The following is a 14,972-nucleotide window of genomic DNA, read 5'->3' on the forward strand; positions in this document are numbered from 1 at the left end:
CTAAACACCCAGCTTAAGCGGCATCGACCATGGCGGCATGCAGCTTTTTCATGGCATTTTTTTCCAGCTGACGCACCCGCTCTGCCGACACCTGATAGCGGTCAGCCAGCTCTTGTAAAGTCAGCTTCTGCTGATCCAGCCAGCGGGCACGGATAATGTCCTGGCTGCGCTCATCCAGCGTGCGTACTGCTGCTTGTAAACGTTCGACCGCAGCACCTTCAGATTGATCTTCTTCAAAATTATTCGCCAAATCAGAAGATTTATCCTGCAGATAAAACACCGGGGCATTATAAGCGCTTTCTTCGTCATCATCCTGCGCATCAAATGGCATATCGTGATTACTCATCCGCGATTCCATTTCCCGCACTTCGTATTCAGGCACGCCTAAAGACTCAGCCACGTTTTTCACTTCTTCCTGGCTGAACCAGCCGAGGTTTTTCTTCGACTTTCTCAGATTAAAGAACAACTTGCGCTGTGCTTTGGTGGTTGCCACTTTCACAATACGCCAGTTCTTTAACACAAATTCATGAATTTCGGCTTTGATCCAATGCACGGCAAAAGACACTAAACGCACGCCGACGGTTGGATCAAAACGCTTTACCGCTTTCATCAGGCCGATATTGCCTTCCTGTACTAAGTCACCAATAGGTAAGCCATAGCCGGAGTAACTGCGGGCAATATGCACCACAAAACGTAAATGCGACATAATCAGCTGACGGGCTGCTTCCAGATCACCGTGCTGTTGTAACCGTTCAGCTAAAGCTCTTTCCTCTTCTGCTGACAACATCTGAATGCTGCTGACGGCATGGGTATAAGCTTCAAGGCTTCCGCTGGCGGCTACAGATAAAGTCGTGAGTTGGGCTGCTTTGGTCATTCAAAAATGCTCCTGCTCGGTATCAAAGTGAAACCATATTAGCACTCTTTGACGGAGAGTGCTAAGGTAAGTTCCGCCGTTTTTAAGACCTGAATATTATAAAAACTTCTTTTTCATAATATCAAAGCATAAAGTGTCAGAAAAAATTACGATATGCTCAAAGTCGAAGTCAGGACATCCGAGCAACTTACTTTCTTCGGTTCTTCGCCTTAATCCTGAAGCTGTGGGAGAAGTAGTATGTATTGTTATATGGCGCGACAACCCATTCTGGATGCCAGTAAAAATCTGGTTGGGTATGAACTGCTGTTTCGCGACGGTGTTGCCAACAGTTTTCCGGATATCAATGCCGACGAAGCAACGTCTAAATTGATCACCGAACACCATCTACTGATGGGAGTAGAAAAAATTACCGGCGGTCATCAGGCCTTTATTAACTTTTCGGCCGATACCCTGATCCACCATTTCCCGACCTCGATCGATGCAAAAAGTATGGTGATTGAGATCCTGGAGACTGTGCCCATCAGCAGTGAATTGCTGACCGCCTGCCGTGAATTACACCGAATGGGGTACAGACTGGCACTGGACGATCATGATTTTGAAGCCAAGTGGGATATTTTTCTGCCCTACATCAGCATTATCAAAGTGGATGTCCGGCAATTTAATCTGCTGCAAATCAGTAAGTACATCTCAAGGATCCGCCACCATCCGGTAACGTTACTGGCCGAAAAAGTCGAAACGGCCGACGAATTCGAAAAATTGCGCCAGTTAGGCTTCCAGTTATTTCAGGGCTATTTTTTCGCCCGACCGGAAATGCTGAAACACAAAAAAATCGCCAGTAGTAAATTAAATCTGTTACTGCTGATTGCCGAAGCCAGTAACCATGAGCTGAATTTTGAAAAGCTGTCGTCTATTGTCGAACGCGATCTGGGGCTGTCGTATAAATTGCTGCGCTTTGTTAACAGCGCCAGTTTTGCCAGAGACAAACCGATAGGCTCACTGAAACACGCCATGATTTATATGGGTGAAGCTGAACTGAAAAAGTTTATTGCCTTGTTAGCATTGGCCAATCTGAGTGAAGACAATGGCAGTGAACTGCTGAAAATGTCGATTGTCCGGGCCAGATTCTGTGATCAACTGGCCGAACTGAACCAGGACACCACCAATCCTCCATCGGCCTTTCTGACTGGTTTGTTTTCGCTGGTTGATGCGTTACTGGAACAGCCACTGGCCCCCTTGTTGGATGATTTGCCGATATTACCGGCAATCAAACAAGCCTTGTTATTACAAGCAGGTCAGCTTGGCCAGTATCTGGAATTAGCAAAAGCTTTTGAACAAGCCGACTGGCTGCTGCAACAACAGCTGAGTCAGCAGGTGTTACGTCAGCCACAGGATCTGAGTCCCATCTACCTGCAGGCAGTGACCTGGGCTGAAGGTTTATTGCAGGGGTAACAAGGCCGGATCGTCAAAATATGCATATATCCTGGCTGGTCAGGCTGGTGAAACAAATGCTGGCAGTCGATGGCATCTGCAACTCCTTGGATAAATCGTTGGAACAAAGCGCAAATGACCGCAGCACTCAACGCTGATAATGTTGTTTGTGCAATTTAATCACTTCACTGAGCATACCGACCCAATAAGGGTCAAATTTACTGCCAGCACCACTGTTGATGTCCAGTAACGCCCGCATCAGGGCTCTTTTGCGTTGCTCCGGACTGTCGCCATCGTTGGCCTTGTTATCAAACTCGTCGGCGATCAGCAGCAGTTTGGCCCCTTCACTCAGATCCGGACCATCCAAGCCATCCGGAAAACCACTACCGTCATGATGTTCATGATGTTGCCAGATCATCGCAGCTGCGTCTTGCCAGCGTGGACTGCTGGCCACCAGACTAGCGCCCATTTCGGCATGACGTTGCCACACGCTCAGTTGGGTCGGATCGGCCAGCCCCTGTGCATCCAGCATTTTCAGTGGCAGAAACGACATACCTAGATCATGTAACATCACCGCGACCGCCAATTGCACAGTGTCTACTTTTTTACCGGCCAACCGATTCATTTCCAACGCCAGAAATAACTGTCGGGCCGTCCGGCCCTGCCAGCGCGGATGACGTTGCTCCAGTGCCGGGATCAATTGAATAAAAAACTCCAAATCTGCATCCATCCGGATACCATAATGCTGCAACAAACGACGGCAGGCGGCAATGGCAGAAGACTCCCCTGTTTCCACGACAAGGCTGGCGGTGGTCGTCACCGCATCAGGCAATCTTTCTTCAGTGATGACCAGCCCTTGCGGATGCGCTGGATCCAACAAATGCAGCACCTGCCGGATCCGGACATCCCGTGAACGTTCATCGGCACTGGTCAGGCCGCTCAGGCGCTGGCAAATTTGCTGCATACTGGCCGGACTGAGCGGTTTAGCTTCTTGGGCGATACTGACTTCGACCCACTGCTGGGTGAGATCCATCGTCAGTTGGATCACATCGCAAAGCGCACTATCATAAGCCATGTGGCCTTTGCGGATATCATCCAGTACATCTTCCAAACTTTGCAGTAACGGGATTAATGAAAATAAGCCGATAAAGCCAAGGTTGCCTTTGATGGTGTGCACCACCCGAAAAATACCATGCAGCAACTCAGGTTGTTGTGGATGCTGCTCCAGTTCAATCAGCGTGCTTTCACATTGTTCGTAGGCGTCGCGAAAATCTTCAAAAAAATCATCGACGCAATCACGTTGTAATTCATCAGGGCGATTCAGATTCAGCTGGCTCATTGCATTCGCTCACAGGTTAGCTGGGAAGTTCACAGACAGTACCACAAAACAGCAGTGTAGACAGCAGCTGTCAGGCTGTATAGCCCAGGCTGCTAACCAAGCCAGGCAGGTGCAATGTTGGCGGCCTAACTTGCGGCTCCGCAGTGATTGTCATTCTCAGGCTAATCATGGCTGCTGTGCGGAGAAAGAGCACACTTAAGGTAGGCATGATGAAACCAGCAATGGTTTGAATGGAACTTTCAACGCAACGATGCGACAGTTTGCCGAAGCGGCAGTCCTCACAGACAGTCGACTATTGAGGAAGTGATTGAATACAGGATAAAACCGCTGCCATTGCGTCCGCTTACTCCTTTAACTGAATAAAGCCGTAAGCGGTTAAACCACGAATGTTTTTTTGCTTTAATCTTTCGGCAACGGCAGCCTGATAATCTTCCATATACAGATGAAGATTATCCTGAAATTCTTCATCCATTTTGCTGCGTTGCCAATAATGCGCAACGCCCTGCATGTCGTATGCCTGCAAACAAAGCTGATGCGAGCGCCTTTCCATCTCAGTGGCCACTTCTTTTTCCACAGCCGCAACCACGTCATTTTTACTACTCAAGGCACGGTAAACAAAAAAACCGTAACCGAGTAATAACAACATGAAAATAAATAAGCCAGTCAGCATTTGGCTATTCCTCTTTTTGCGTAAATAAAGCCTGTGACCGACCAAATAAGCACTGCACCAATGGCTGCAAGATTGAACGCCGGAATGCCAAATTTATACACTTCAGCCAGCAAATTGCTTTCCAGCAGCACACGGTCGGTAAAACGGGCAAACTGTAACAACGAATTCATTAATAAACTTAAACAGAGGAACTGACTGATTTTTTCCACTGTCCAATCAAACTTATGGTGGATGTGCCAAATCAGTGCCAGGGTGCCAATTTGCAGCAGCATCCAACATGGATACCAAATCACCCAAATCACTTGCGCATAGGTCGACTCCAGTGCAATCAATAACGGCACTATCCGATCCTGAATCATGTTGGAAATCACCCAGATCAGCACTGTTAAGCGGGCCGATTTTAGCGCAGGCCAAGTCAGAGAAAGCAGTAATGCGAGGATGCACAATACCCATAAATACTCAGCCACTTCAAAAATAAAAGAATCCAAACTGCACCTCTTCTGATCACCTGGGACTTTTGTTCAATCCAAGTCGGAGCCAGCTATCGGCGGGTGAGGCCGCTCAGTGCCCCAACCTCCACCTAGCGTAGTCGACATCTGCGCTTCCACCGATATACTTGCGACATCGGAGGCTCCAGCAGCGACAGTCAGCAACTCTCGCCCTGATAACACTGTTGTCGTTCCTGCTGACGCTGACACTTCAGCACCATCTGGCTGAAAAAACGCATCATTGCGTTGCATTCCACTCTCCAGGTTATGTTAATAGATCTAGCGACAAATGTACCTGTAAAGTTAAGGTAAAAAACTGACAAACATTTGATATCTGGTTTTATAAAAAACCGCCAGCCAATACGCCAGCGCGACGGCGGCAACTAAACCACAGCCAACCGCCATTGGTCGGTTCTGGCAGCCGGTCAGCAAACCGCTGGTGTATGGTAGCAACAGGATTTCCAGCTCAGAGGACTTTGCATGCCAGCGTCTCATCAACCCTATATCAGCCGCCTGTTTCCGGTCAGCCCAAACGCCACTCAATTGCCTTTGACTGCGGCCTTCAAGCGGTGCCTGCCAGTGATAGCTTTGCTCTGCTTAACGCTGCTAACGCCACCAGCCTTGGCTGAGAAGACAGATCAAAGTGCTAACCACAGCAGCGCGGAGCCGTCACTGCGTTTGATCAGTTACAATATCCGTTGTGGTTATTGTGAACCTGTTGGCAGCCCGCATCACTGGGATACCCGTAAATTTTTACTGTCGCATCAGTTAAAGCTACTACAACCGGATCTGATTGCATTGCAGGAAGCAGAGCATTTTCAAATCACCGAGCTGAGTCGATTATTACCGGAATATCGCTGGTATGGTGTGGGACGGGATGATGGCAAGCAGCAGGGGGAAGCGACCGCGGTCTTGTATCGCCACAGTAAGCTGGCGTTATTGCAGGCGCAGACCTTATGGCTGTCACCCACACCGCAGCAAGTGTCGAATGGCTGGGGTGCACAACTGAACCGCACCCTGACCCTGACGCGTTTTCGCCAGTTAGCAGCGACAATCTCAGATCCCGGCACCGCCCACAAGGACCGGGAATTTTACCTGCTGAATACTCATTTTGATCATCAAAGTGATGAATCCCGCCGCCAGAGTGCAGCGCTGATCCTGCGTCAGGCTGCGCAGTTACCTGCCTCACTGCCGCTGTTGTTGGCGGGTGATTTGAATCTCACCTCACAACATCCGGCTTATCAGTTGCTGAACAGCCAGTTGCAGGATGCCGCGGCTTCGCAGCCAAAAGATCAGCACAATCTCAGTACTTTTAATGGCTTTGGCCAGGATAATGCCAAAGGTGTTGGCAAAATTGATTTTGTCTTTGTACGCGGTCCGCTCAAGGTCGAACGGCACTGGATTGAACAACGGCGTGATCAGGGTTTGTTTCCATCCGATCACGATCCGGTGATTGTCGATTTTCAACTGACTCAGCCATAACCACAAACCGACAGACCAGATGCAACCTCGCATAAGGTCTGCCGTCATCACTTAAGGCGCAGCGTCACAGGCCAGATCGGCCGTCGCAGTCGCAGGCGCATAACGGATGTTCGCCAGGGTCAGCTCAGCACTCGCGCTCTGGCCAGCGGTATGTAAAATAAACGGCTGCGTCAGATGATTCTGCGCCGCGCCTTTATCGGCAAAACAACGTAAATCCAGCACCAGTTTATGAAATTGCTGGCTGGCTTTACCCGCCAGTATCGGCGTCAGATCAATCTCAGCACCACAGCCTGAAGCACAACCTAAGCCCAACCATAACGGAGCTGTGGGCACTGCAGCAAATTTCACATCCAGCACCAGCTGACCATAACCACTGCCATCCAGCGGCGTTTGCGCCTGCAACAACAATTTGGCATTGGAACCAGCAGCCCAGCGCAGTTGTAAGGCATCTTCCTGTTTTTGCCAGTTCACAGCGGTCAGCGTCAGGCTGCCATCCGGACTTTGGGCTTTATTACCACTGACTTCAGTGGCGCCGGTTGCATCCTGTAACAACAGACTAAAACCAGCCGCAGCCCGGCGTTCAAATAAACTCAGACTGTCATTGTGTAACTGCAGCGCTGCGGTTTGTTCCGACAGCGTATCCGGCAGTTCAGTGGCATCCCGTTGTTGCTGGCGATAACTCAGGCCATAACCCAGCGCAAATAACGGATCGTAGCCGGCATCGCCCTGATTCAGTGGCTCAGAATCAGGCCGTTGTGGCCAGGAGAATGGCAGCTTCCCGCTAAAATCATGCTGAATACTGCCATCCGGCCGCCGGAATAACAGCTCCGCCACCGCCTGACCGGCAGTGCCCGGCAACCAGGCCGCCACAAAAGCATCAGAGCGGTTCAGCTCCGGGTTCACCCACAGCGGCCGACCGGATAAAAACACTGTCACCACCGGAATGCCATCCTGTTTCAGCCGCTGCAACAGCTGCTGATCGGTATTTTTGCCAGCCTGATAATCCAGACTTTTCACATCACCATCAAATTCGGCATAGGGATTTTCGCCAATCACCACAATAGCGACATCAGGTTTTTGCTGATAATGGCCATCCACCGCCAGACTGACTTCACCGCCGGCAGCACTGACCTGGCGGGCAATACCGGCATAAATGGACTGGCCATGCGGGAAGTCACTGTTTTGATTGCCAGTGCCCTGCCAGCTTAAGGTCCAGCCGCCGCTTTGTTTACCGATATTATCGGCGCCATCGCCCGCCACCAGCACCCGCTGTTTCGGTGCTAATGGCAACAACTGCCGGTTATTTTTCAGCAGCACCAGCGAGGCCCGAACCGCCTGTGCCGCCAATGCCTGATGTTCGGCCTGGCCAATAATCTGCTGCTTGCCAGCCAGTGCAGCTTCAGCCGGAGCACCGCGATCAAATAAACCACTGCGGATCTTCACCCGCAAAATGCGCCGTACCGCATCATCCAGCCGCTGCGGATTGATAGTGCTATCCTGCACTTGCACCAGCATGGTCTGATACAACAATTTCCAGTCTTCCGGTACCATCAGAATATCAACACCGGCATTAAAAGCGGCAGCGCAGTTGTGATTACTGCAACCAGGTAGCTGGCCATGTCCATTCCAGTCACCGACCACAATGCCGTCAAAACCCAGCCGGCCTTTCAGGACTTCGGTCAGCAGGTAATGATGACCATGCATTTTCTCGCCCTGCCAGCTGTTAAAAGACGCCATCACTGTCTGCACGCCAGCTTGCAGGGTACTGAAATAGCCCTTGGCATGCCATTTCACCAGCTCAGCTTCGGTCAGTTCATTATTGCCCTGATCTTTGCCATGCAAAGTGCCGCCATCACCGAGGTAATGTTTGGCGGTGGCCAGTAGCTGACCCGGTGCCAGCATCGAGCTGCCGACGTTGCCCTGAATACCCCGCACCAGGGCGGCACCCAGTTGCTGCACTATGGTGGGATCTTCAGAGTAACTTTCATAACTGCGACCCCAGCGATCATCCCGCGCCACCGCCACAGTCGGTGCGAACATCCAGTTGATACCGGTCGCAGCCACTTCACGCGCCGTGGCTGCGCCTATCGCCTGCACCAGTTGCGGATCATTGGCGGCGCCCAGACCGATATTGTGTGGAAATATGGTCGCGCCATAGACATTGTTATGGCCATGCACCGCATCTGTGCCCCATAAAGGCGGAATACTGCTGCCATCCAGACTGGCATCGACTGCCGCCAAATAATATTGCTGTGCAAGTGCCAGCCAGTCTGCGGCTGTGGCCTGTTTGTTATTTTGTGGATAAGCGCCACCGCCATTTAAAAAAGAACCAAAGCCATACTGTCGCATCTCAGCCGGTGTCAGCCAGCGGATATCCGGCTGGATCACCTGGGCTACTTTTTGTGCCGTCGTCATTGCAGCCAGTAGATCACTGATCCGTTGCTCTAATGCTGCATCCACCCCGAGTGGCGGTTTGATGCTGGGCCATAAGGTCAGATCGCGCGACGCTTTTGCTGCAACAGGGCTGGCCTGCCCGGCAGATGCGGCCTGAGTTTGCTCTAAGGTCTGAGCGGTCGCCTGCTTAGGTGTGGCTGGCTGACCACAACTGGCCAGCAGGGCGGCCATGATCAACAGTGCCAATGGTTTGGGCGCTGGCAACTGCCAGCGCTGGTTTTTCGAGTGTGACATCAGAATTCCTTTTAAAAACAATAAAATATACCGCTAAATCGCAGTGCGACGGTTCAGTCCGCTGCTAATAGCAAGGTCAGCACACTTTGCGCCGGAATGCGGTAACTGAAGGTGGTAGCAGCTTGCTGGCCTGCCGTTGGCACCAGATTAAAACTCTGGCTGCTGCTGGTTTGATTCAGCACCAGCAAAGCACGTTGGCCATCCGGTCGTAAAAACGCCACTGTCTGTAGCGGAGCCGGCTGACTGGCAGCGATCCGGTACGACCCCGCTGGCACGGCTTTACCGGCATGGGCAATGACGTAATAAGCCACGTTGCGCTGCACCTGATCGCCAGTGATAGTCAAAGCGCCCAGACATTGATAACAGCCGCCCTTGGTGTAAGGCTGGTTCTGAGCATCCGCCGCCAGATTCCACTCCAGTACATTGCGGGCAAAGTTACGGCTGGCACCAATTAATAACTGCTCGACATGCCACAGCAAAGTGCCGCCAAAGTCGGATTTAGCGCCCACCCATTGTTCGGTAAAATAAATATGTTTATCCGGATGGGCTGCTTTTAATTTGGCCAGTTCGTTGATACTGCCGTTGTATAAATGAAAGGCGGTGCCATCAATAAAAGCTTTGGCGGCGGCGTCATTCAACACCGCCAGCGGATATTCGACGTGATCCGGGTTGTGGTCATAAATAATAATTTTGCTCTGGATGCCGGCGGCTTTAAAGGCAGGGCCCAAATGCTGTTTCACAAAAGCAGCCTGATCCCAGGCGTGCATCAGCAAACTGGGATTGTTGCGATCATTCAGTGGCTCGTTCTGCACTGTTACCGCATCAATCCGGATGCCATGCTGCTGCATACCTTTAATGTATTTCACAAAATAATTGGCATACACCGGATAATACTGCTCCAGTAATTCACCGCCGACTGTGCTCTGATTGGTTTTCATCCAGGCCGGTGGTGACCAGGGACTGGCCAGAATTTTTAAGCCAGGCTGCAATTGTAAAATCTCTTTTAGCAGCGGAATAAGGTAGGCCTCATCCCGCTTCAGGCTAAAACTTTGCAGACTGACGTCAGTTTGGCCGGCTGGCAGATCGGCATAACTAAAGGGATCCGGATCCAGATCTGAAGCGCCGAGACTAACCCGTAAATAACTGACCCCTATACTGCCCGCAGCAAGCGCGGCCTGGTCAGTGCTGAATAACTCGCGTAATAAACTGCCGCGCGCCGCTTCAGACATCTGCATCAGATGAATAGCACTGCCACCGGTCAGAGTGTAGCCAAAGCCATCCATCTGCTGATAACGCTCGCTGCTATCGAGCTGGATCTGCGGCGCATCCGCTTGATAGGCTTGCAGTACTGTTGCTGATTCTGTCTGCAATAACTGTTGCTGATCGGCGCTGGTCAGCCACAGCGCCAGTGGTTTTGCCGCCGCCACGCCATTGCTGTTGACTGCCGCTGACGCTGGCTGCGCCGCCAGCGCCAGCGCCAGCGCCAAAACCAGCGCTACAGGGCACCAGTATTGCCATAACCTCTGCATAAATTTACCTTGTTGGTTCAGCGCGCGCTGTTATCGCGCATTAAAGTGGACAAAAACGCCTGCTGTGTCGGCATCAACTCAACACAATGGGCAATCACACTGGCGGTCGATTGTAAAAACTCCGTCAGTTCTGCCGTTGATTTCAATTCGGTCAGCGGATCATAGCTTCGGGGCCACAAACCCTGCCCCAGCAAGACCTGCACCCAGCTGTCTTCGCGGAATAACTCGTCGGCCACCCGATGCACCCGGCCATGACTTTGGAAAATCTGCAATTTTTGCTGCAGACTGTCCGGTAGCTGCATTTGCTGACAATAACGCCAGAATTCGCTGTCATCGCGCCGCGTCACCGCATAATGCGCGATGATAAAATCGCGGATCCGGCACATTTCTTCGTCCGCTTGCAGGTTGTAGTGATCAATATTGCTTTGGGCAAAACTGCGATCCGGAAACAGACTGATCAGCCGGGTAATGGCAGTTTGCACCAGGTGCAGACTGGTCGATTCCAGCGGTTCGAGAAAACCACTGGCCAGACCTATGGCGACACAATTGCCTTGCCACATTTTTTTGCGTTTACCGGTACGAAAGCGGATCAAACGGGCATCAGCCAGGGCGGGGGTCGGCAACTGAGTCAACAAGGTATCGAGCGCCTGCTGCTCGCTGCCAAAGGCCGACGCAAACACCAGACCATTGCCGGTGCGGTGCTGCAACGGGATCCGCCACTGCCAGCCAAAAGCATGGGCGGTCGAGCGGGTAAAAGGCGGTAGCCTGTCCATCACGGCAGAAGGCACAGCCCAGGCCCGATCGGCAGGCAGCCAATGACTCCAGTCGTCAAAGCCGGTCTGCAAGGTCTGTTCAATCAGCAAAGCCTTTAAGCCGGAGCAATCGAGAAATAAATCCCCTTGCACTCGCCTGCCGTCAGCCAGCACCAGACTGTCGATATGACCAGACACAGCATGACGCGTGACTTCGGTGATGGTGCCTTCCAGCCGCTCGACGCCACGGCTTTCACTGTGGCGGCGTAACATGGCGGCATATAAACCGGCATCAAAGTGATAGGCATAGGCAATTTCAGCCAAAGGTGACTTCGGCTTACTGCTATCGGCCGGCATAAATTTATACTGCTCGGCCATTTTGGCGGCGACACAATACTGTTCAAACGGCAATACCTGACCCAGCGCACGCGCGCGCAACCAATATTGATAAAAACTCAGCCATTCCCATTGCCGGCCCAGCGCACCAAAGGCATGAAAATACTGCTCATCACGCTGACCCCAGTTGGCAAATTCAATGCCCAGTTTAAAGGTGGCTTTGGTGTCGCGGATAAAATCCGCTTCAGCAATGCCACACAACTGGTTAAAGACTTTGATCGCCGGGATGGTGGCCTCACCGACGCCGACAGTGCCAATATCCGCCGATTCCACCAGCACAATGTGGAACTGGCGGCCGGTTAAACTCGACAACAACGCCGCGCTCATCCAGCCGGAGGAACCACCGCCGACAATGACAATCCTGTTGATTGCTTCAACCATGCCGCCGCTCCGCTGTTACAGCTTATAACTCACGCCAAACAAGAATTGGCGGCCATATTCTTCATACACTTCCGGGAAATAACCGCCGCCTTTGGTCAGGGTATTTAACCTGGTGGTGTAAGGTGAATTGTTCAGGTTATTGACCTGCAACAACAGGGTCAGACCATCGAACTGACCAGCAAACTGGCTGTCGTCAAAGCTGTAGCTCAGCTGCGCATCAACCTGTTTATCCGCTAGCACCTCGGTGTAACCACGGGTGGCGAATAACTGTACCACTTCACCACGGAATTCCGAGCGATAGCGCTGACTGAGACGGGCAGAGAAATTGTCGTTTTCATAATAAAAGGTCAAATCACGCACCCGATCTGACAAACCCGGTAATTTGCTTTTCGAATTTGGTCCATCCGGCGCAATACTGGAGTCGGTCCAGGACTGACTGCCGATAAAGCCAAAACCGGCCAGCGTCGGCGTCAACAAAGCACCATCCAGCGATAACGTCAGCTCAGCACCTTTGATAGTACCGCCTTTGCCATTAGCTGGCCGGCTCATATTACCGATATTGCTAATCGGCACCACGGTCGAATTGTTCGGTGCATTCGAGAAGTCAAAATCAAAGTTTTGCGTGTAGATATAACTGTCGAGCTTTTTATGAAACAGACCGGCCGCGATATAGCTGGTGCCTTCGAAATAAGCTTCATAAGTTAAATCCAGTGCTTTGGCGCGCCATGGTTCCAGCTCCGGGTTACCACTGCTACCGCTCCAACGCCGTGAATCCACCCCGACCCCAGCGGTGATATTGGCGCGCATTTCGTCCATCCGCGGTCTGGCCATAGTTTTACTGGCGCTAAAACGCAGGAATTGGTCGTCAAACACTTCCAAACCCAGGTTCAGTGCTGGCAGCACATCGTTGTAATCAGCGCCTTTCTCCACCGATTGTAAGGTGGATGGCACATTTGGTTTGTAATCGCTGGCCAGGAAACCACTGGATGTTTGTTTGGTTTTGACTAACTGAGTGCCGACATTGCCTTTTAACGGTAAACCGAACAGCTCAGTGTCCAGATTCAGCCGCAGATAGCTGGTCAGCACGTCTTCATCCACGCCCCAGGCTTTGTTCCAGCGGTTGGTATCCAGAATCGGTTTGATGTCGTAATAACGCGCCACTGTTGGCATGATCTGATAAGAAATCACCCCAGGAATACCGGCAAACGCCAGCGAGGTTGGTTTCACCAGTAAAGACGAGTCGATCGCCACCGGCGCTCTGTTGTTTTTCAGGAATAAATCGTTGTCATCAACCACTTTGTCTTTGCTGCGTTCGGTGTAGTTCACCCCGACATCCACTGAGCTGAACAGGCTACCGAATCCAGTATCAGTCAAATCATAATTGCCGGTCAGGTTGATGGCGCGAATGCTTTCTTTGACATTCGGGAAACGGATGGCACCGTCATGACCCCAGCCGCCCCAAGGCGCCGGATCGCTCAGCACCACTTTGCTGACATCGGTGTAATCGGTGGCTGGGGTATAAGTCGGGAAACCTAGCGGTTTTAAATCAAACCCAATCTGCTCAAAGGCTCCAGCCGGACTTAAACCCGCATAGGTTTCCAGCACCTGCTCTTCGCGCTCAGATCCTGAGTAGGACAGATCCAGACTGCTGCTCCACTTGTCACCACTGAATTTGGTATTCCAGCCCAGCGCTTTAAGTTCATCGTCTCTGGTGTTGTTGTCATTGCGCAGCACCGGCCGCAGATTGGTTGCAACGCCACTTTGCACCACCTGGGTGCCACCAAATTCAGCAAATTTAGGGTTAAGGAACTGCATGCCGTCACCGGTGAACTGATTGGTAAACCACATCATGCCGCGCATGATTTCGTCTTGTTCAAACTTGGAGTAATAAGTATCCACAATGCTGTGCAGCTGATCATTTGGCTTGTATTCGAACACTGCCAACACGCCATCCCGCACCTGACTGCGTGACACTGCGGTCACTTCCTGCCCAACCAGACCCAGCGCTTTATCATTCTCAGTGCCGGCCAACGCATTATCAACGTTGTTCCATTCCCAGGCTTTGTAGTGTTTAACCTGAGTGGGTGTATCCATATGGGCAAAACCAACAGCGACGCCTATAGTATCGTCAGCAAACTGGTCAATATAAGAAGCCGAACCACGCCAGCCATTGCCGGAAATTTCGCTATTGAGTTGGTCAAAAGAGTTTTTTTCGCCGCGCAGGTTAAACATCAGCGTTTGTTCACCATGCGCTAAAGGCCGGATAGTGCGCATATCGACAGTGCCGGAGAGGCCCATCCCAGCGATAGCAACGTCCGAGCTTTTATACACCACGGCGCCATTAATCAGTTCAGACGGATATTGGTCGTATTCCACCGCACGGTTATCACCGGCACTGGCTTGCTGGCGACCATTTAAAGTGGTAGTCGAGAAATCAGGCGCCAGACCACGAATCGAAATGACCTGCACCCGACCATTCACCCGCTGACCGGCCAGGCCCGGTAATCGGGTCAGTGATTCGGCGATACTGGAATCGGGCAATTTACCAATGTCTTCGGCCGAAATGGCTTCAACAATCGAACTCTCATTGCGTTTAATTTCAATCGACGATTCCATACTACGACGCAGGCCCGATACGCTGATCCGTTCAATCGGCTCTTCGGTTGCTGTGGTGGCTGTTGCCGTTTTGGTGCTGTTGACGACCGGACTGGTCTGCTGGTCAGCGACTGCCGCCAATGGCAGTAAACTGGCACCGATGGCTAAGCCAAACAACTGTTGTATGCTGAGACTTAGTTTAGTTTTTTGCATGCTGTAGTCATCCTTATCCTGTTGATTGCTGGGATGGCAACCTGATTATTGTTATGGGTATTGCTGGTCAAACCGACTGTGCTGCCCGCCCCGACTGAGAGCGGCATGATGACAGTAAAAGCCCGGCCGCCTGTTGT

General features: G+C 51.6%; 10 protein-coding genes. 2 read left to right on the top strand and 8 right to left on the bottom strand.

All coding sequences use genetic code 11. From position 1 onward, the window contains the following. Positions 1-13: 13 nt before the first annotated feature. Complete coding sequence (gene rpoH / locus AC53GJ_RS19115) at positions 14-874, bottom strand: RNA polymerase sigma factor RpoH (RefSeq protein ID WP_496729988.1); 861 nt, start codon at positions 872-874, stop codon at positions 14-16. 237 nt (positions 875-1,111) lie between these two features. Between rpoH and AC53GJ_RS19120 the strand changes: the two genes are divergently transcribed. Beyond that, on the top strand, positions 1,112-2,323 hold the full coding sequence (locus AC53GJ_RS19120; protein WP_496729989.1) for an EAL and HDOD domain-containing protein: 1,212 nt from the start codon (positions 1,112-1,114) through the stop codon (positions 2,321-2,323). Between the two features lie 127 nt (positions 2,324-2,450). On the opposite strand, the gene AC53GJ_RS19125 is transcribed toward AC53GJ_RS19120, so the two are convergent. The 3 genes from AC53GJ_RS19125 to AC53GJ_RS19135 form a co-directional block, all read right to left on the bottom strand. Further along, positions 2,451-3,641 (bottom strand): HD-GYP domain-containing protein, encoded by a 1,191-nt coding sequence (locus tag AC53GJ_RS19125; protein WP_496729990.1) that lies wholly within the window; start codon positions 3,639-3,641, stop codon positions 2,451-2,453. A gap of 343 nt (positions 3,642-3,984) precedes the next feature. Then, positions 3,985-4,311 (bottom strand): hypothetical protein, encoded by a 327-nt coding sequence (locus tag AC53GJ_RS19130; protein ID WP_496729991.1) that lies wholly within the window; start codon positions 4,309-4,311, stop codon positions 3,985-3,987. After that, positions 4,305-4,799, bottom strand: coding sequence for a hypothetical protein (locus AC53GJ_RS19135; protein ID WP_496729992.1), 495 nt, complete (start codon positions 4,797-4,799; stop codon positions 4,305-4,307). Before AC53GJ_RS19135 ends, AC53GJ_RS19130 begins: the two co-directional genes overlap by 7 nt. 480 nt (positions 4,800-5,279) lie before the next feature. Here AC53GJ_RS19135 and AC53GJ_RS19140 point away from each other — a divergent pair, with 480 nt between their 5' ends. Further along, entirely contained in the window at positions 5,280-6,281 is a 1,002-nt protein-coding gene (locus AC53GJ_RS19140) for an endonuclease/exonuclease/phosphatase family protein (RefSeq protein ID WP_496729993.1), read from the top strand. A 51-nt stretch (positions 6,282-6,332) separates the two neighbouring features. On the opposite strand, the gene AC53GJ_RS19145 is transcribed toward AC53GJ_RS19140, so the two are convergent. Genes AC53GJ_RS19145 through AC53GJ_RS19160 form a run of 4 tightly spaced genes read right to left on the bottom strand, consistent with a single transcriptional unit; the run spans position 6,333 to position 14,835 of the window. Continuing rightward, positions 6,333-8,969 carry a glycoside hydrolase family 3 protein gene (locus tag AC53GJ_RS19145; protein ID WP_496729994.1) on the bottom strand — a complete coding sequence of 879 codons (2,637 nt, stop codon included), beginning with the start codon at positions 8,967-8,969 and terminating at the stop codon, positions 6,333-6,335. Positions 8,970-9,022: 53 nt separating this feature from the next. Continuing rightward, positions 9,023-10,498, bottom strand: coding sequence for a glycoside hydrolase family 30 protein (locus tag AC53GJ_RS19150; RefSeq protein WP_496729995.1), 1,476 nt, complete (start codon positions 10,496-10,498; stop codon positions 9,023-9,025). A gap of 17 nt (positions 10,499-10,515) precedes the next feature. Continuing rightward, positions 10,516-12,027 (bottom strand): tryptophan halogenase family protein, encoded by a 1,512-nt coding sequence (locus AC53GJ_RS19155; RefSeq protein ID WP_496729996.1) that lies wholly within the window; start codon positions 12,025-12,027, stop codon positions 10,516-10,518. Positions 12,028-12,042: 15 nt separating this feature from the next. After that, positions 12,043-14,835, bottom strand: coding sequence for a TonB-dependent receptor (locus tag AC53GJ_RS19160; RefSeq protein ID WP_496729997.1), 2,793 nt, complete (start codon positions 14,833-14,835; stop codon positions 12,043-12,045). Between the last annotated feature and the right edge of the window lie 137 nt (positions 14,836-14,972).

It is taken from the genome of Rheinheimera sp. B2H12 (genome assembly GCF_059620065.1).

Bases quoted from the DNA above. Each gene is read 5' to 3' on its own strand.
- rpoH (WP_496729988.1), bottom strand. From the start codon at position 874: ATGACCAAAGCAGCCCAACTCACGACTTTATCTGTAGCCGCCAGCGGA.
- AC53GJ_RS19120 (WP_496729989.1), top strand. From the start codon at position 1,112: ATGTATTGTTATATGGCGCGACAACCCATTCTGGATGCCAGTAAAAAT.
- AC53GJ_RS19125 (WP_496729990.1), bottom strand. From the start codon at position 3,641: ATGAGCCAGCTGAATCTGAATCGCCCTGATGAATTACAACGTGATTGC.
- AC53GJ_RS19130 (WP_496729991.1), bottom strand. From the start codon at position 4,311: ATGCTGACTGGCTTATTTATTTTCATGTTGTTATTACTCGGTTACGGT.
- AC53GJ_RS19140 (WP_496729993.1), top strand. From the start codon at position 5,280: ATGCCAGCGTCTCATCAACCCTATATCAGCCGCCTGTTTCCGGTCAGC.
- AC53GJ_RS19145 (WP_496729994.1), bottom strand. From the start codon at position 8,969: ATGTCACACTCGAAAAACCAGCGCTGGCAGTTGCCAGCGCCCAAACCA.
- AC53GJ_RS19150 (WP_496729995.1), bottom strand. From the start codon at position 10,498: ATGCAGAGGTTATGGCAATACTGGTGCCCTGTAGCGCTGGTTTTGGCG.
- AC53GJ_RS19155 (WP_496729996.1), bottom strand. From the start codon at position 12,027: ATGGTTGAAGCAATCAACAGGATTGTCATTGTCGGCGGTGGTTCCTCC.
- AC53GJ_RS19160 (WP_496729997.1), bottom strand. From the start codon at position 14,835: ATGCAAAAAACTAAACTAAGTCTCAGCATACAACAGTTGTTTGGCTTA.